Below are 15,213 nucleotides of genomic sequence, written 5' to 3'. Positions count from 1 at the left end.
CCATGGGCGGGACCCAGGGCAGCCTTTTCAATCCCACGGTGCTGGCGGCGCTGGTCGCCGCCGCCGTGGCGATGCTGGCCTGGCCCGTCAACGACTGGCTGAACCGCCGCCGTGCCCGCACCCTGCGGGCCGAGCGGGTCAGCGACGTGCAGCGCGCGCTGCTGGCCGAAATCCGCGCCCATGTCGTCGCCCTGGAAAGCCAGCGGCTGGATGCGGGCGGCACCGCCGCGCTGCTGGCGCGGCTGCGCGACAGCGGCCGGATCCCCTTTATCCCGGAGCAGGCCAACGACCGCATCTTTTCCGCGATCATCGAGGACGTGCACATCCTGCCGGCCGAGGTCATCGACCCGGTCGTGACCTATTACAGGCAGCTGTCCATCATGGCGTCCTTTGCCCGGGCCATGCAGAAGCAGGCCGACCAGGATCACGGCCGCGCGGTCGAAATGTTCGGGGATTATCTGGAATTGACCGAGGCGGCGCGGGAAAGCGGGCAGGAAGCCCTGCGCCTGCTGATGACCAGCGTCTTTCTGGGAGAGGATGCCCTGCGCCGCGTCATCGAGGAGGAGCGCGAGGCCGAACTGGCTGCAAGGCAGGCGGAACTGGCGCTGCTGTCGTCAAGCCTGCCGGGCGAACTGGCCGCGTTGCGCCAGCGTCTTAGTAGGCGATCTTCGGACCGGAGCGGCCTTTGATGGGTTTCAGGCCGACAATCACCGCCATTTCATTCGCAGTGCGGGCACTGCGCAGGCGTTCGACCAGCACTTCGGTCGCCGGGTCCAGCCTGCGCCGCTTGGGCGGGGCGGGTTGTTCCGTCGCACGCGGCTGGGACGATTTGGACATGGCAAGCCTCCTTGGCAGCGGGCAGCGGGGCTGCCCTGTGCTCAAGATAATGCGCGAAGGCCCGTCCCGCAATGAAGTCGTTTCGATTTTCGCACGATCCTACGGCAGTGCCACACGGCCGATCTCGCGCCGGCGCAGCGGAAACTTGTCGATGGCGCGGGAATCTCGCGCACGGACCGGGGGCTGGACAGGCGCTGCTTGGCCTGGCCGTCCTTGTCCAGCAGCACCACGGAAAACCCCTCTGGACGGAACTGCCGCCGCCAGGCGCTGTTCGCCGCCGGGTCGGTGTCGGTGATGACCACCACGTCGCGCAGCAAAAGTGCCGCCGGGTCGCGGCGCAGCTGCGCAAGCTGCGCGGCGAAGTCGGGGTCGGCGGCGGTGTCGGCAAAGACCACCAGCGGCCGGGCCTGCCACAGGAATTCCTGCGGCTCGGCCTGGTCGGCGGGAATGACCGACAGCTCGCCCTCGGGCAGGACGCGCGACATGGGCTTGGCCTCGCTGGTCGCGGCCGGAACTTCGCCGCGCACGAAGGGACGATGGCCGTCCCCCTCCCCGTCCGGCCGTGGGCCCATCGCCGCCAGCAGCGGCACCGTCATCAGAAAGATCAACCGTTTCAGTTTCATCGCGCCCCCGTCCTTATCTTCATATAGGGCGAAGCGGGCCACGGGAAAGGATGCAAGATGAGCGAAAGCACCAAAGCCGATCTTCAGACCTGGCGCCAGCTCGCCAGCAAGGAGCTGCGGGGCGCCGATCCCGACAGCCTGACCTGGCACACGCTGGAAGGGATCGAGGTCAAGCCGCTTTATACCGAGGCCGACATCCAGGACCTGCCGCATCTGGGCAGCCTGCCGGGGATCGAGCCCTTCACCCGCGGCCCGCGCGCGACCATGTATGCCGGCCGGCCCTGGACGATCCGGCAATACGCCGGCTTTTCCACCGCCGAGGAATCGAACGCCTTCTATCGCAAGGCGCTGGCCGCCGGGCAGCAGGGCGTATCCGTGGCCTTCGACCTGGCGACACACCGCGGCTATGACAGCGACCACCCGCGCGTCGAGGGCGATGTGGGCAAGGCCGGCGTCGCCATCGATTCGGTCGAGGACATGAAGATCCTGTTCGACGGCATCCCGCTGGACAAGGTCTCGGTCTCGATGACGATGAACGGCGCGGTGATCCCGATCCTGGCGAACTTCATCGTCACCGGCGAGGAACAGGGCCATCCGCGTTCCGTGCTGTCGGGCACGATCCAGAACGACATCCTGAAGGAATTCATGGTGCGGAACACCTATATCTATCCGCCCGAACCCTCGATGCGGATCATCGCCGACATCATCGAATACACCTCGAACGAGATGCCCAAGTTCAACTCGATCTCGATTTCCGGCTATCACATGCAGGAAGCGGGCGCGAACCTGGTGCAGGAACTGGCCTATACGCTGGCCGACGGGCGCGAATACGTCCGCGCCGCGCTGAAGGCCGGCATGGACGTGGACCAGTTCGCCGGGCGGCTGTCGTTCTTTTTCGCCATCGGCATGAACTTCTTCATGGAGGCCGCCAAGCTGCGCGCGGCGCGCCTGCTGTGGACGCGGATCATGAAGGAGTTCGATCCGAAAAAGCCCGGCAGCCTGATGCTGCGCACCCATTGCCAGACCTCGGGCGTCAGCCTGCAGGAACAGGACCCCTACAACAACGTGGTGCGCACCGCCTATGAGGCGATGGCGGCGGCGCTGGGGGGCACGCAATCGCTGCACACCAACGCGCTGGACGAGGCCATCGCCCTGCCGACCGAGTTCAGCGCCCGCATCGCGCGTAACACCCAGCTGATCCTGCAAGAGGAAACCGGCATCACCCATGTCGTCGACCCATTGGCCGGCAGCTATTACGTCGAAAGCCTGACCCACGAACTGGCCGAAAAGGCCTGGGCCCTGATCGAGGAGGTCGAGGCCATGGGCGGCATGACCAAGGCCGTCGCCAGCGGCATGCCCAAGCTGCGCATCGAGGAAACCGCCGCGCGCCGCCAGGCCCAGATCGACCGCGGCGAGGAGGTGATCGTCGGCGTGAACAAGTATCGTCTGACGAAAGAGGACCCGATCGACATCCTGGACATCGACAACATGAAGGTGCGCGAGGCCCAGATCGCGCGCCTGGAACGCATCCGCGCCAGCCGCGACGAGGCGGCCTGCCAGGCCGCCCTGGCCGAGTTGAGCCGGCGCGCGAAGGAAGGCGGCAACCTGCTCGAGGCGGCGGTCGAGGCCGCGCGCGCCCGGGCCAGCGTGGGAGAGATCAGCATGGCGATGGAAAAGGAATTCGGCCGCCACCGGGCCGAGGTCAAGACGCTGGCCGGGGTCTATGGCGCCGCCTATGAAGGCGATGACGAGTTCGCCCGGATCCAGCGCGACGTCGAGCAGTTCGCCGAGGACGAGGGCCGCCGCCCGCGCATGCTGGTCGTGAAGATGGGTCAGGACGGCCACGACCGGGGCGCCAAGGTCATCGCCACCGCATTCGCCGACATCGGGTTCGACGTGGACGTGGGCCCCCTGTTCCAGACCCCCGAGGAGGCGGCGCAGGACGCCATCGACAACGACGTGCATGTGGTCGGCATCTCCAGCCAGGCGGCGGGCCACAAGACCCTGGCGCCGAAGCTGATCGCCGCGCTGAAGGACCAGGGGGCCGAGGACATCATCGTGATCTGCGGTGGCGTCATCCCGCAGCAGGATTACGATTTCCTGAAGAAGGCCGGGGTCAAGGCGATCTTCGGACCGGGGACCAACATCCCCTCGGCCGCGCGCGACATCCTGGGCCTGATCCGGGCGGCGCGCGCGGCATGAACCGCGGTGCCCCTCGCATCCGTCGCATGGGCATTTGGAAAACGGTGAAGACCGGGCGCCGTGCGCGGGGCCCGGCGGCCGGTCCGTTCCGAGGCGCGCCGTGACGATCCGCTCCGTCACCGATGCCGACCTGCCCGCGATCATGGCCTTCTGGAACCCGCTGATCCGGGACACCGCCGTCACCTTTTCATCAGAGGAAAAGACGGTGCCTTCGTTGCAGCGAATGATCGCCGAGCGGCAGGCTGCGGGCCGCGCCTTCCTGGTGGCCGAGGCGGCGGGCCGGCCGGTGGGCCTTGCGACCTACGACCGGTTTCGCGCCAGCAACGGCTATGCCCATACCATGGAGCATACCATCATCCTGTCCCCGGACGCCCAGGGCCGGGGGCTGGGCCGTGCGCTGATGGCGGCGATCGAGGATCATGCCCGCCGGGCCGGCGCCCATTCCGTGATCGCCGCCGTTTCGGCCGAGAACCGGGCCGGCGAGGCCTTCCATCGCGCGCTGGGCTATGCCCTGGTCGGCCGTCTCCCGGATGCCGGGCGCAAGTTCGGGCGCTGGATGGACCTGCTGCTGTTGCAGAAGATCCTGTGAGCCTTGCCTGCCCCGGGGCCGCGTGCCAGAGTCGCGCTCTGAAAGCGAGGCGGGCATGAACGACGGGCGCAACGGCACGGTCAAGCAGATCATCTGCATCAAATGGGGCACCAAGTTCGGGCCCGAGTTCGTCAACCGCCTGCACGGCATGGTTGCGCGCAACATCACGCCGCCGTTCCGGCTGTATTGCTTTACCGATGACGGCGCAGGGCTGCATCCCGACATCGCCGTGCGGCCCCTGCCCGAGTTCGAATACCAGGCCCCGGTCAACACCCGCGGCAAGTGGCCGAAATCGCGGCTATGGGGCGATCTGGGCGACGTGACGGGGGTGGTGCTGTTTCTGGACCTCGACGTGATCGTCACCGGCAGTCTGGACGATTTCTTTTCCTTTGGCGACCCGGACGACACCGTGCTTGGCCTGAACCCGAACACGCCCTTCGAGAAGATGGGCCAGACCTCGGTCTATCGCATGCGCGTCGGCAAGCTGAAGCCCCTGCAGGAGATCTTCCGCGCCGATCCGCAGGCCGCCGCCGACAAGTTCCGCTATGAGCAGCGCTTCGTCACCCGCAATGCGCCGGGCGGGGTCAAGTTCTGGCCCAAGGGCTGGCTGGCGCATTTCCGCATGCATTGCGTGCCGAACTTTCCGCTGAACTACTGGCGGCAGGCGCGGATCCCGCGCGGCACGCGGATCGTGATCTTTCCGGGCGACCTGAACCCGCCCGACGCCATCGTCGGACGGTGGAGCGAGAAGGACCAGCACCGCTCGGCCCTGGATCACCTGCGCGCGACCTTCGACGGGCGGCGGCGCGAAAGCCTGTCCAAGCACCTGCGCCATTACCTGCGCCCGGTGGGCTGGGTGGATCAGCTGTGGCGCGACTAGGCCCCGAGGCCCATCACACCCTGCCCCAAGATTTCGCCGCCGCGCTGGGGCAATGCGTGGCAAGCTTCGGCTGGCTGGAGGAGGTTCTGAAGCGCACGATCTATGCGCTGGACCGGGCGCGGCTGGCCGACGACCTGACGCCCGCCGAGATGCAAAACTGGGTCGAACGCATGGGCCAGCTGGCCGACGATTCGATGGGCCGCTGATCGAGCAACTGGACGCCGCCATGCGGCGCCACCCCGGCCTGCGCGACCGCGACCAGATCACCGAAGCCCTGGGCCGCGCGAAACTGCAGCGCAACCTGTTGTGCCATGCCTCGTGGCGGCCGACGGGCGATGCCGAACGCTGGCACCCCGCCTTTGTCGGCAGCCGGGGCGAGGTCCAGGACGCGCCGCTGAGCCTGGCCGACCTGGCGTCGATCCAGGCGGCCACCCTGGACCTGGGCGGGCGCGTCCCGGCCGTCATGCGCGCGACCGGCGCATGGGCCGCTGGCCGGGCGACGACGGCCCGTAAGGCGTGCGTTGCAACGTGCTGCGCCATCCGCTAACACCGCCCCTGTCCATAGATACGAGTTTCACATGACCGCCCAGAACAAGGGGCAAGACGCCTCTCCGCTTCGTCTCGGCATCGCAGGCCTGGGGACGGTCGGCACCGGCACCGTCAGGATCATCCAGAACCATGCCGCGCTGCTGGCCACCCGGTACGGTCCGCCCCGTCGCCATCAGCGCCGTCAGCGCCCGCGACCGGATGAAGAACCGCGCGGTGGACCTGTCGGCCTATGCCTGGGAGGACGACCCGCGCGCCCTTGCCCTGCGCGATGACGTGGACGTGTTCGTCGAACTGGTCGGCGGCGACGAGGGCGTCGCGCGCGAGGCGGTGACCGCCGCGCTGAAGGCCGGCAAGGATGTGGTGACCGCCAACAAGGCGCTGCTGGCGATCCATGGCCAGGAACTGGCGGAACTGGCCGAGGCGAACGGCTGCGTCCTGCGCTTTGAGGCGGCCGTCGCCGGCGGCATCCCGGTCATCAAGACCATGACCGAGTCCCTGGCCGGGAACGAGATCCGCCGCGTCATGGGCGTGATGAACGGCACCTGCAACTATATCCTGACCCGGATGGAAAACGCCGGCCTGCCCTATGAGACCGTCTTCGAGGAGGCGCGCCAGCTGGGCTATCTGGAGGCGGACCCGACGCTGGACGTGGGCGGCATCGACGCCAGCCACAAGCTGGCGATCCTGGCCGCCATCGCCTTCGGCACCCGGCCCACCTTCGACGCGGTCGAGATCGAGGGGATCGAGCGGGTCAGCATCGACGACATCCGCCGCGCCGCCGACATGGGCTATCGCATCAAGCTGCTGGGCGTGGCGCAGATGACGGGCCGGGGCCTGGAACAGCGCATGTCACCCTGCCTTGTCCCCGCCGACAGCCCGCTGGGGCAGTTGCAGGGCGGCACGAACATGGTGGTGATCGAGGGCGACTCCGTCGGGCAGATCGTCCTGCGGGGCGCGGGCGCCGGCGAAGGCCCGACCGCCAGCGCCGTCCTGTCCGACATCGTGGAGATCGCGCGCGGCGTGCGCATGCCGGCCTTTGGCCTGCCGGCCAGCGGCTTGGCCCTGCCCCAGCCCGCGCGCACCGCCGTGCCAGCCGCCTATTACATCCGCCTGGCCCTGACCGACAAGCCGGGCGCGCTGGCCAAGGTCGCAAGCGTCCTGGGCGATGCGGGCATCTCGATCGACCGGATGCGGCAATACGGCCACCAGCAGACGGCGGGGGTCGCGCCGGTCCTGATCGTCACCCACAAGACCACGCCCGAGGCCATCGACCACGCGATCGAGGCCCTGCCCGGCACTGGCGTCATCGCGGGCGACCCGGTGGAACTGCGCATCGAGGAGGTCTGACGCAGCGCCTGCCGCCACGGTCGCACGGGGATTTGTGAAACGGTGAAAGCGCATGCAGCGCCCTAGCCCTGCGCGAGGTGGCGCAGCCCATGGGTCACGTCGGCGCGCACGGCCAGCCGCAGCCCCGGCTCATCCCCCGCGCGCAGCGACGCAAGGATCATGCGGTGGTGGCGCGGGGGTTCGTGCCGCTTGACCCGACCATAGAGCGCGCGCATCGTCGGCCCCAGTTGCAGCCAGACGGTTTCCAGGATCGCCAGCATGGCCGGCGCCTGGGCCCGCAGGTAAAGCGTGCGGTGGAATTCCAGGTTGGTGCGGATATAGCCCACGGCGTCATGGGCATCGACCGCCTCGCCGATGGCCGCGTTGATCAGCGCCAGCCGGTCGATCAGCGCCTGATGTGCACGCGGCAGGGCCCGGGTCGCAAGCTCGGGCTCGATCAGGGCGCGCAGGGCGGCCAGTTCCTCGATCCGCTCGACCGACAGCTCCGGCGTGGTGATGCGGCCCGAACTGGACAGCGTCAGGGCGCCCTCGGCGACCAGGCGGCGCACCGCCTCGCGCGCGGGGGTCATCGACACGCGGTGTTCCGCGGCAAGACCGCGCAGCGTCAGAGGCAGGCCGGGCGGCAGTTCGCCCAGCATGATCCGCCCGCGCAGGCTGCGATAGACGCGTTCATGGGCCGATGTCTCCGAGGGGCGGGTGGGTGCGATGCTCATGCCCGCCTTGTGATCACAAACGTGCGGCGCGTCAATCCGTCAATCGGCGCGGAACCGCCAGGCCAGCAGGTCATGGCCGTTCGTGCGGAGCCAGCCGCGCTGTGCCCGCCAGTCGGGGCAAAGGGCGGCGGTGGTCGCCCAGAAGGCGGCGGAATGATCCATATGGGCCAGGTGCGCCACCTCATGCGCCGCGACATAGTCGAGGACGGCGGGCGGAGCCATGGCCAGGCGCCAGGAAAACATGAGCCGGCCGTCATGGCTGCAGCAGCCCCAGCGCGAGCCAGGTTCGCCAGCGCGATGACCCGGAACGGCCGGCCCAGCCGCGCCAGCGTGGCGATCGCAGGCCACGTCCAGCGGGCCTGGGCCAGGTGCCTGAGGAACGCCGCCACCACGACCGCCGCCGGCCGGCCCTGCGGAACCAGCAGCGCATCGCCCGCGATGCGGGCCGCGCGCACCGGCGCCGGGGTGATGCAAAGCCCCTGCCCCTCGACCGGCAGGCAGGCGCCCGGAGCCACCAGCTGAACCGCCGGCATCTCGGCCCGGACCCGGCGCAGCCATTCGGCGCGGGATTCGGCGAAGGCCCGCCCCTCGGTCAGGGTGGCGCAAAGTGGCAGGGTCAGCACCACCTGCCCCTCGGCCCGGGTTACCCGCAGCGTCATGCGCCGCGCCCGCGCCGAGCGGCGCAGCGTCACCGGAATATCCCCCCCGACCATGATGTTCCGTGCCGTCATTCCCTTGACCCCGTGGCCCCGCTTGCCTAGCTAGGAAGCCTGACCGCGCCCCGCCTGCAAGGGGGAAAAGGCTTTGACAGCCTGTTCCACCTGTGGCAGGGGACAGCGGATTTACCCAACTGCGGCGGAAAGAGAATACCATGCCCAAAGAGGAATGGGGCACCAAGCGTCAGTGCCCCCATTGTGCGACCCGCTTCTACGACCTGATGAACGATCCGATGACCTGCCCGGAATGCGGCAACGTCTTCACGGTCGAAAGCCTGACGAACGGTCGCTCTCGGTCGCTGATCTCGGAAAAGACCGCGGCGCGGGACGAGGATCAGACCGATCTGGTCGATGACGAGGATCTGGATGCGGATGCCGACAACGGCGATCTGGACGACGATCTGCTGGACGACGACGACGATGACGGCGACGTGTCGCTGGACGACATCGCGGACGTGCCCGACAGCGACGAAGAGTGATCCGCGGATCATCCACGACCCCCGGCACCAAGGCTGCCGGGGGTTTTTTCATGCCTCAGCCCTCGCCCGTCCCGGGCTGGCTGCGGCCGAAGTCGGGGGCGGCGGTGTCCTGCCCGGCCTCGATGATGCCGCGGCGGATGGCGCGGGTGCGGGTGAAGTAATCGAACAGGTGCTGGCCGTCGCCCATGCGGATCGCGCGCTGCAGGACGAACAGCTCCTCGGTGAAACGGCCCAGGATGTCCAGCACGGCGTCCTTGTTCTGCAGGAACACGTCGCGCCACATCGTCGGGTCGGAGGCGGCGATGCGGGTAAAGTCGCGGAAACCCGCGGCGGAATACTCCACCACCTCGGATTCGGTGACGCGCTTCAGGTGGTCGGCCACGCCCACCATGGTATAGGCGATCAGATGCGGCGTGTGGCTGGTGACGGCCAGCACCAGGTCGTGATGCGCGGCGTCCATCCGCTCGGTCTTGGCGCCAAAGCGACGCACAAGGTCCTGCAGCCGCTCCAGCGCCAGGGGATCGCAGCCCTCGGTGGGCGTGAACAGCCACCAGCGGTTCTGGAACAGGCTGGCAAAGCCCGAGCGCGGCCCGGAGTGTTCGGTCCCGGCCAGGGGATGGCCGGGGATGAAATGCACGCCATCCGGCAGATGCGGCGCCACGGCCTGCACCACCGCCTGCTTGACCGAACCCACGTCCGTCACCGTGGCGCCGGGCGCAAGATGCGGCGCGATCTCGGCCGCGACATCCCCCATGGCACCCACGGGCACCGCCAGGACCACCAGGTCGGCCCCCGCGACCGCCTGGGCCGCTGTCTCGAAGACGCGGTCGACCAGCCCGATCTCGGCGGCTGTGGCGCGTGTCTCGGCCGAACGGGCATGACCCACGATCTCGCGCGCCAGCCCCTTCTCGCGCATGGCCCGCGCCATCGAGCCGGCGATCAGCCCCAGCCCGATCAGCGCCACCCGGTCATAGATCGCGCTCATGCCCCAACCCCGGCGCGCGCGGCCATGAACTGGCCGATGACATGGGCGACGCGCCGGCAGGATGCCTCGTCGCCCACGGTGATGCGCAGGCAATGCGGCAGGCCATATCCGGCCACCTGGCGCACGATCAGCCCCTCGGCCTTCAGCGCCTCGTCGCAGGCCGTGGCCGTCGCCTCATCGGCAAAGCGCGCCAGGATGAAATTGGCGCAGGAGGTGTCCGAGGGCACGCCCTTTTCCGCCAGCGCCTCGGCCAGCCAGGCGCGCATGCGAGCGTTCTCGGCCTGGCAGCGGGCCACATGGTCGCGGTCGCGCACGGCGGCCTCGGCCGCATCCATCGCCGCCTGAGACAGGTTGAAGGGGCCGCGGATGCGGTTCAGCACGTCGATGATCGGCCGCGGACCATAGCCCCAACCGATGCGCAACCCCCCGAGGCCATAGATCTTCGAGAATGTCCGCGTCATCACCACGTTCGGCAGCCGCGTCGCAAGCTCCGCGCCGCCGTCATAGCCCTCGACATATTCGGCATAGGCGGCATCCACCACCAGGATCGCCTGCGGCACGGCACGGGCCAGCCGCTCAAGCTCGGGCAGACCGACCATGGTGCCGGTGGGGTTGTTCGGATTGGCGACAAAGATCAGCCGCGTCCGCTCGGTTGCGCCGGCGATCAGGGCGTCGATGTCCGTCACCCGGTCGCGCTCGGCCACCTGAACCGGGGTGGCGCCCGCCGCATGGGCGCTGATGCGATACATCAGGAAACCATGTTCGGTGAACAGGACCTCGGTCCCCGGCCCCGCATAGGCCTGGCACAGGAAATGGATGATCTCGTCCGAACCCACGCCGCAGATGATGCGCTCGGGATCCAGCCCGTGGACCGCGCCGATCGCCGCCCGCAGGCCGGCGTGGTCGGTGTTGGGATAGCGGTGCAAACTGTGCGCGGCGCGGACCACGGCCTCGCGCGCCTTGTCCGAGGGGCCAAAGGGGTTTTCGTTCGACGACAGCTTCACCACGTTCTCGACGCCCGCGACCTTGGCGGCGCCCCCCTGGTAAAGCGCGATCTCCATGATCCCGGGTTGCGGGGCGATGGTCGGTTGGTTCTGCGACATGTGGGGCCTCTTGCAAGCCCGGCCGTCTTAGCCCCGCGCGACCGGCTTGGAAAGGCCCTCGCCCACCAGGCGCCAGGCCCAGGCTTTCACCGTTTTCCAAATACCCATGCCGGCCTTGCCGTCACTCGACGGCGCGGGCCTTTTCCAGCTCGGGCAGGAAGCGCTGGCGGTAATCGTCGCCGACCAGGGGCCCGGCGAAACGGTAAAGGATCTTGCCCTGCCCGTTGATGATGAAGGTTTCGGGTGGGGCGGTCACGCCCCAGTCGATCGCCACCCGCCCGCGCGGGTCGGTCGCGAGCGCCCGGAACGGGTCGCCATGCTCGGCCAGAAAGGCCGCGGCATTGGCCTCGGGGTCCTTCAGGTCAATGCCATAGACCGGCAGTTCGGCCGACAGCGCGGTCAGCGTCGGATGCTCGGCCCGGCAGGGCGGGCACCAGCTGGCCCAGAAGTTCACCAGCTTGACGCCGGGTTCGCGCAGCATCGCGTCGGTCAGCTGCGTCGCCCCCGGCAGCGTCGTGGCCGACACCGCCGGCGCCTCGCGGCCGGCGATGGCCGACGGCAGGCTGTCGGGGTCGTCGCGCAGCAGCGCCCAGCCGGCCATCGCGGCAAAGCCCGCAAAGATCGCCACCGGCAGCAGCATCATCGGCGAAACCCTAGCCATGGCGTTCATGCTCCTCCAGCGCGCGGCGGGCGCGGACGTTGGCGCGCAGCGTCTGGACCACAACGCCGACCAGAAGGGCCAGGCTGATGCCATAGGCTGCCAGCACCGTGCCCGCGTATTTTCCAAGCTCGATCATGCGCGGTTCTCCCGGGCCAGCAGGGCGGCCAGGCGGCGGCGGCGGATCTCGGTCCGGGTGCGCACCAGCATCAAGGCCAGGAACAGCAGGAAGAACCCCAGCATCGAGACGTAAAGCGGATACTTGTAGACCGGCGACATCCGCTCGCCTGGGGCCAGCGACAACGAGGCGCCCTGGTGCAGGCCCTGGTTCCAGAAATTCACCGCATAGCGCGACAGGAGCGCAAAGACCGACCCCACCAGGCACAGGACGCCCGTCAGGTCGGCGGCGCTGTCCGGGTCCTCGATGGCGGCCCACAGTGCCATATAGCCCAGATAGAACAGGAACAGGATCAGGAACGAGGTCAGCCGCGGGTCCCATTCCCACCAGGTTCCCCACATCGGCTGGCCCCAGATCGCGCCCGTGACCAGGGCGATCAGCGTCATCACCGCGCCGACCGGCGCCGCCGCCTTGGCCGCCAGCGCGCTGACATGGTGGCGCCGGACCACCAGATCAGGGACGCGACAGCATCATCAGCCAGGCGTTGATGGCCATCAGCGCCGCCGGCACATGCAGGAAGATGATCTTGACCGTCGCGCCCTGGCGATAGTCCTGGGGGGTCAGGAATCCCCAGCCCAGGCCCAGGGCGGTGCACAGCGCGGCGCCGCCCGCCACCCAGGGCAGGACCGCGCCCGAGGCGCGCATGAACTTGACGGGGTTGGCGTATTCCCAAAGCGACATGATCCTTCCTAACCCGGCAGGGCCGCCCCCTCAACTGGACTCATGTCGCATTCACCGCAGGTTGACGCGCAGGGCCGCCGCCCCGGCAAAGGGCATCAGCGCCAGCGAGGCCAGCGAGATGCCCGCCAGAAACACCAGCGGTGTCCCCCCGTCCGCGCCCTGTGCGCCGCGCCGCACCGCCTCGGCGCCGAAGATCAGGGTGGGCACATACAGCGGCAGGACCAGCAGCGACAACAGCAGCCCGCCCCGGCGCAGCCCGACCGTCACCGCCGCGCCAAAGGCGCCCAGCACCGACAGCGCGGGCGTCCCCAGCGCCAGTGAGACGACCAGCCAGCCATAGGCCGGCCCTGGCAGATGCAGCAAAAGCCCCAGCACCGGGGCAAAGACCACCAGCGGCAGGCCGGTCGTCAGCCAATGCGCCAGGGCCTTGACCGCAACGATGCCTTCCAGCGGCAGCGGCGCGGTGCCAGCAGGTCCAGCGAGCCGTCCCGTGGTCGAGCGCGAGATGCGGTCCGCGACAGCAGGCAGGACAGCAGCGCCCCGATCCACAGGATGCCGGGCGCGACGCGGGCCAAGGTGCCGCCCTCGGGGCCGATGCCGAAGGGGACCAGCGTGCAGAGATCCTGAAGAAGGCCAGCGCATATTTCGCTGCGGCGGAGCTCGACCGCCCGTTCCGCAAATGATCGCATTTCTCGACGCACTCGTGGCCCGTCGTGCGTGCCTCGCGCCGACCGGGCCGGGCGCGCCACCGGCTCAGGTCCAGCACCTCCGCCTCGGGCAGGCCCAGCTCGATATGGGTCGCGACGATCGCGGCGCCCCCCTGCCCCAGATGGCCGCGCAGCATGGCGGCGAACAGCGCCACAGACCCCGCGTCCAGCGACACCGTGGGTTCGTCCAGCAGCCAGACGGGACGGCCCGTGACCATCAGTCGCGCCAGTCCCAGCCGCCGCTTCTGTCCCGCCGACAGCATATGCGCGGGGCGCCTTTCCAAGGGTGCAAGGTCCATGGCACCAAGCGCCTCGGCAATGCCCCGCCCGCCAAACACGGACGCCCAGAACTGCAGGTTCTCGGCCACCGTCAGCGCGGGCTTCAGCCCATCCGCGTGGCCGGCATAGGCGACGCCGTCCTGCGCCGCCACGACCTCGCCCGCCACGGCGGGCTGCAGCCCGGCCAGCGTGCGCAGCAATGTCGTCTTGCCCAGGCCGTTCGGCCCGCGCAGGACCAGGACGCGCCCGGCCTGCAAGGAAAGATCCAGCCCCTCGAGCACGCGCAGCCCGCCCCTGGCCACCGCCAGGCCGCGAACCTCAAGCAGGCTCACAGCGGCAGCAGCGCGCAGGCGACCCGCCGCCCTTCTGACAGGGTGACGTTGTAGCTGCGCGCGGCCGAGGGCGAATTCATCGGCTCGGGCATCAGGCCCGCCGCCTCGAGCGCCAGGACCAGGTCGCGCGGCGGAAAGGCGATGTCCGCCCCCATGCCCAGGAACAGCACGTCCACCGAGCCCGCGAGCGCCAGCAGGGCCGCGCGGTCCTCAAGCCCGCCCCAGGGCGTTACCCCGGCCTCGGTCACGATGACCGCGCCGCGATGCACGACACCGCCCACCCGGAAAAAGCCGGGGCCGTAGCCGTCCACCGGCACGGCCCCCGAGAACTCGGTCGGAACCATGTTGGCCATCAGGGCGCGTCCCGGAAGGCGGCCGGGATTTCCTCGGTCGCGGGCTTGTCCTTCTTCTCGCCGGGCTTGGCCCAGTCGCGCTTGACGCCCAGCCACAGGACGATGTTCTTGGCGACATAGATGGTCGAATAGCAGCCGACGAACACGCCGAACAGCATCGCCACGACGAATTCCCGGATCACGTCGCCGCCAAAGATCAGCATCGCGGTCAATGCGATGGCCGTGGTGACGGCCGTCATGATCGTGCGCGACAGGGTTTCGTTGCAGGTCAGGTTCATCAGGTCGATCAGCGGCCGCGTCTTGTACTTGATCAGGTTCTCGCGCAGCCGGTCGAAAACGACGACCGTATCGTTGCAGGAAAAGCCCAAAGTGGTCAGCAGCGCCGCGATGGTCGTCAGGTCGAAGCGCAGCTGGAACAGCGAAAACAGCCCGACTGTCAGCAGCACGTCATGGATCAGCGAAACGACGCAGCCGATGGCGAACTGCCATTCGAAGCGCAGCCAGATATAGGCCATGATCCCCAGGCAGGCGGCGCCGACCGCATAGAAGGCGGTCTTGACGAGTTCGCCCGAGACCTTGGGCCCGACCGATTCCACGGCGGCGAACCGTACCTCGGGATCGACGGTCTTCAGCGCCGCCTCGACCTGGTTCAACTGCTCGGGCGTGACCGATCCGGTCTCGTCCGTGGTGCCGATGCGGATCATCGCCACATGCTGCGTCTGGCCGAAGCTCGGGTCGAACACCTCGGTGATCGAGACGTCGCCCAGGTCCAGCGGCGCCAGCGCCTGCCGATAGTCGCCCACCTCGAAGGCGGTCGTGCTTTCGGTGCGGATCGTCGTCCCGCCCTTGAAGTCGATGCCGAAGTTCAGCCCCATCACCGCGACGATGATGACCGAGGCCAGCATCGCCACGGCGGACAGACCGAAGGTCAGCCACTGCCAGCGGAAAAAGTCGATGTCCGTATGATCGGGAACGAGTTTCAGACGAAATGCCATGGTCCTG

General features: G+C 68.8%; 17 protein-coding genes, 4 pseudogenes and 1 other annotated feature. Of the genes and pseudogenes, 8 read left to right on the top strand and 13 right to left on the bottom strand.

Annotated features, from left to right (window positions below; translation table 11 throughout):
• The first annotated feature begins 2 nt into the window (after window positions 1-2).
• A complete protein-coding gene (locus DPM13_RS16645) occupies window positions 3-689 on the top strand; it encodes a hypothetical protein (RefSeq protein WP_028721004.1) in 687 nt (228 codons plus the stop codon).
• Here the strand turns inward: DPM13_RS16645 and DPM13_RS20090 are convergent.
• Window positions 655-837 carry a hypothetical protein gene (locus DPM13_RS20090; RefSeq protein ID WP_028721003.1) on the bottom strand — a complete coding sequence of 61 codons (183 nt, stop codon included), beginning with the start codon at window positions 835-837 and terminating at the stop codon, window positions 655-657. The genes DPM13_RS16645 and DPM13_RS20090 overlap by 35 nt on opposite strands.
• Window positions 838-878: 41 nt before the next feature.
• Window positions 879-1,460, bottom strand: coding sequence for a DUF4174 domain-containing protein (locus DPM13_RS16640; RefSeq protein WP_223252118.1), 582 nt, complete (start codon window positions 1,458-1,460; stop codon window positions 879-881).
• Between the two features lie 57 nt (window positions 1,461-1,517).
• On the opposite strand from DPM13_RS16640, the gene scpA reads away from it, so the two are divergent.
• The 6 genes and pseudogenes from scpA (at window position 1,518) to DPM13_RS16615 (ending at window position 7,027) form a co-directional block, all read left to right on the top strand.
• Window positions 1,518-3,662, top strand: a complete 2,145-nt coding sequence (gene scpA / locus DPM13_RS16635) for a methylmalonyl-CoA mutase (protein ID WP_099649780.1) — start codon at window positions 1,518-1,520, stop codon at window positions 3,660-3,662.
• 142 nt (window positions 3,663-3,804) lie between these two features.
• On the top strand, window positions 3,805-4,251 hold the full coding sequence (locus DPM13_RS16630; protein WP_262983362.1) for a GNAT family N-acetyltransferase: 447 nt from the start codon (window positions 3,805-3,807) through the stop codon (window positions 4,249-4,251).
• A gap of 55 nt (window positions 4,252-4,306) precedes the next feature.
• Window positions 4,307-5,131, top strand: a complete 825-nt coding sequence (locus DPM13_RS16625; RefSeq protein WP_080622396.1) for a glycosyl transferase — start codon at window positions 4,307-4,309, stop codon at window positions 5,129-5,131.
• Window positions 5,119-5,337: a hypothetical protein gene (locus tag DPM13_RS21450; protein WP_189654755.1), complete on the top strand. Its 219-nt coding sequence runs from the start codon at window positions 5,119-5,121 to the stop codon at window positions 5,335-5,337. The genes DPM13_RS16625 and DPM13_RS21450 overlap by 13 nt, the downstream gene beginning before the upstream one ends.
• A 20-nt stretch (window positions 5,338-5,357) precedes the next feature.
• Window positions 5,358-5,678 (top strand): hypothetical protein, encoded by a 321-nt coding sequence (locus tag DPM13_RS21445; RefSeq protein ID WP_189654754.1) that lies wholly within the window; start codon window positions 5,358-5,360, stop codon window positions 5,676-5,678.
• Window positions 5,679-5,709: 31 nt separating this feature from the next.
• Window positions 5,710-7,027, top strand: a pseudogene (locus tag DPM13_RS16615) (homoserine dehydrogenase).
• A 62-nt stretch (window positions 7,028-7,089) separates the two neighbouring features.
• Here DPM13_RS16615 and DPM13_RS16610 read toward each other — a convergent pair.
• Window positions 7,090-7,740 (bottom strand): GntR family transcriptional regulator, encoded by a 651-nt coding sequence (locus DPM13_RS16610; protein WP_099649784.1) that lies wholly within the window; start codon window positions 7,738-7,740, stop codon window positions 7,090-7,092.
• A gap of 39 nt (window positions 7,741-7,779) precedes the next feature.
• Complete coding sequence (locus DPM13_RS16605; RefSeq protein ID WP_223252117.1) at window positions 7,780-8,298, bottom strand: M48 family metallopeptidase; 519 nt, start codon at window positions 8,296-8,298, stop codon at window positions 7,780-7,782.
• A gap of 313 nt (window positions 8,299-8,611) precedes the next feature.
• On the opposite strand from DPM13_RS16605, the gene DPM13_RS16600 reads away from it, so the two are divergent.
• Window positions 8,612-8,935, top strand: a complete 324-nt coding sequence (locus DPM13_RS16600; protein WP_028720994.1) for an FYDLN acid domain-containing protein — start codon at window positions 8,612-8,614, stop codon at window positions 8,933-8,935.
• 55 nt (window positions 8,936-8,990) lie between these two features.
• Here DPM13_RS16600 and DPM13_RS16595 read toward each other — a convergent pair whose 3' ends face one another.
• From DPM13_RS16595 to secF, 9 genes and pseudogenes are all read right to left on the bottom strand, one after another.
• Entirely contained in the window at window positions 8,991-9,920 is a 930-nt protein-coding gene (locus DPM13_RS16595; RefSeq protein ID WP_112888438.1) for a prephenate/arogenate dehydrogenase family protein, read from the bottom strand.
• Window positions 9,917-11,023, bottom strand: coding sequence for a histidinol-phosphate transaminase (hisC, locus tag DPM13_RS16590; protein ID WP_028720992.1), 1,107 nt, complete (start codon window positions 11,021-11,023; stop codon window positions 9,917-9,919). Before hisC ends, DPM13_RS16595 begins: the two co-directional genes overlap by 4 nt.
• Before the next feature lie 121 nt (window positions 11,024-11,144).
• A complete protein-coding gene (locus DPM13_RS16585) occupies window positions 11,145-11,684 on the bottom strand; it encodes a DsbE family thiol:disulfide interchange protein (RefSeq protein ID WP_223252116.1) in 540 nt (179 codons plus the stop codon).
• On the bottom strand, window positions 11,677-11,820 hold the full coding sequence (gene ccmD, locus DPM13_RS16580) for a heme exporter protein CcmD (RefSeq protein WP_112888437.1): 144 nt from the start codon (window positions 11,818-11,820) through the stop codon (window positions 11,677-11,679). Before ccmD ends, DPM13_RS16585 begins: the two co-directional genes overlap by 8 nt.
• Window positions 11,817-12,540, bottom strand: a pseudogene (locus tag DPM13_RS16575) (heme ABC transporter permease). The gene ccmD and the pseudogene DPM13_RS16575 overlap by 4 nt, the downstream one beginning before the upstream one ends.
• Before the next feature lie 51 nt (window positions 12,541-12,591).
• A pseudogene (gene ccmB, locus DPM13_RS16570) lies at window positions 12,592-13,151 on the bottom strand (heme exporter protein CcmB); the annotation flags it as partial.
• A gap of 26 nt (window positions 13,152-13,177) precedes the next feature.
• Window positions 13,178-13,288 (top strand) — a sequence feature (AL1L pseudoknot).
• A pseudogene (gene ccmA, locus DPM13_RS16565) lies at window positions 13,274-13,858 on the bottom strand (heme ABC exporter ATP-binding protein CcmA); the annotation flags it as partial. It overlaps the preceding feature by 15 nt.
• A complete protein-coding gene (locus tag DPM13_RS16560; RefSeq protein ID WP_112888436.1) occupies window positions 13,855-14,211 on the bottom strand; it encodes an Mth938-like domain-containing protein in 357 nt (118 codons plus the stop codon). The pseudogene ccmA and the gene DPM13_RS16560, both read right to left, overlap by 4 nt.
• Window positions 14,211-15,206, bottom strand: a complete 996-nt coding sequence (secF, locus tag DPM13_RS16555) for a protein translocase subunit SecF (RefSeq protein ID WP_112888435.1) — start codon at window positions 15,204-15,206, stop codon at window positions 14,211-14,213. Before secF ends, DPM13_RS16560 begins: the two co-directional genes overlap by 1 nt.
• Window positions 15,207-15,213 lie beyond the last annotated feature (7 nt).

It is taken from the genome of Paracoccus mutanolyticus, from assembly GCF_003285265.1.
In the GTDB taxonomy this organism is placed as follows: domain Bacteria; phylum Pseudomonadota; class Alphaproteobacteria; order Rhodobacterales; family Rhodobacteraceae; genus Paracoccus; species Paracoccus yeei.
The sequence above is the reverse complement of the archived record's forward strand: the minus strand, read 5'-3'. Positions and strand labels throughout refer to the sequence as shown.

Coding starts and splice junctions, on each gene's coding strand:
- DPM13_RS16645 (WP_028721004.1), top strand. CDS start 3: ATGGGCGGGACCCAGGGCAGCCTTTTCAATCCCACGGTGCTGGCGGCG.
- DPM13_RS20090 (WP_028721003.1), bottom strand. CDS start 837: ATGTCCAAATCGTCCCAGCCGCGTGCGACGGAACAACCCGCCCCGCCC.
- DPM13_RS16640 (WP_223252118.1), bottom strand. CDS start 1,460: ATGAAACTGAAACGGTTGATCTTTCTGATGACGGTGCCGCTGCTGGCG.
- scpA (WP_099649780.1), top strand. CDS start 1,518: ATGAGCGAAAGCACCAAAGCCGATCTTCAGACCTGGCGCCAGCTCGCC.
- DPM13_RS16630 (WP_262983362.1), top strand. CDS start 3,805: ATGGCCTTCTGGAACCCGCTGATCCGGGACACCGCCGTCACCTTTTCA.
- DPM13_RS16625 (WP_080622396.1), top strand. CDS start 4,307: ATGAACGACGGGCGCAACGGCACGGTCAAGCAGATCATCTGCATCAAA.
- DPM13_RS21445 (WP_189654754.1), top strand. CDS start 5,358: ATGCGGCGCCACCCCGGCCTGCGCGACCGCGACCAGATCACCGAAGCC.
- DPM13_RS16610 (WP_099649784.1), bottom strand. CDS start 7,740: ATGAGCATCGCACCCACCCGCCCCTCGGAGACATCGGCCCATGAACGC.
- DPM13_RS16605 (WP_223252117.1), bottom strand. CDS start 8,298: ATGGCTGCGCCGGGTCCGGGCCGAGATGCCGGCGGTTCAGCTGGTGGC.
- DPM13_RS16600 (WP_028720994.1), top strand. CDS start 8,612: ATGCCCAAAGAGGAATGGGGCACCAAGCGTCAGTGCCCCCATTGTGCG.
- DPM13_RS16595 (WP_112888438.1), bottom strand. CDS start 9,920: ATGAGCGCGATCTATGACCGGGTGGCGCTGATCGGGCTGGGGCTGATC.
- hisC (WP_028720992.1), bottom strand. CDS start 11,023: ATGTCGCAGAACCAACCGACCATCGCCCCGCAACCCGGGATCATGGAG.
- DPM13_RS16585 (WP_223252116.1), bottom strand. CDS start 11,684: ATGGCTAGGGTTTCGCCGATGATGCTGCTGCCGGTGGCGATCTTTGCG.
- ccmD (WP_112888437.1), bottom strand. CDS start 11,820: ATGATCGAGCTTGGAAAATACGCGGGCACGGTGCTGGCAGCCTATGGC.
- DPM13_RS16560 (WP_112888436.1), bottom strand. CDS start 14,211: ATGGCCAACATGGTTCCGACCGAGTTCTCGGGGGCCGTGCCGGTGGAC.
- secF (WP_112888435.1), bottom strand. CDS start 15,206: ATGGCATTTCGTCTGAAACTCGTTCCCGATCATACGGACATCGACTTT.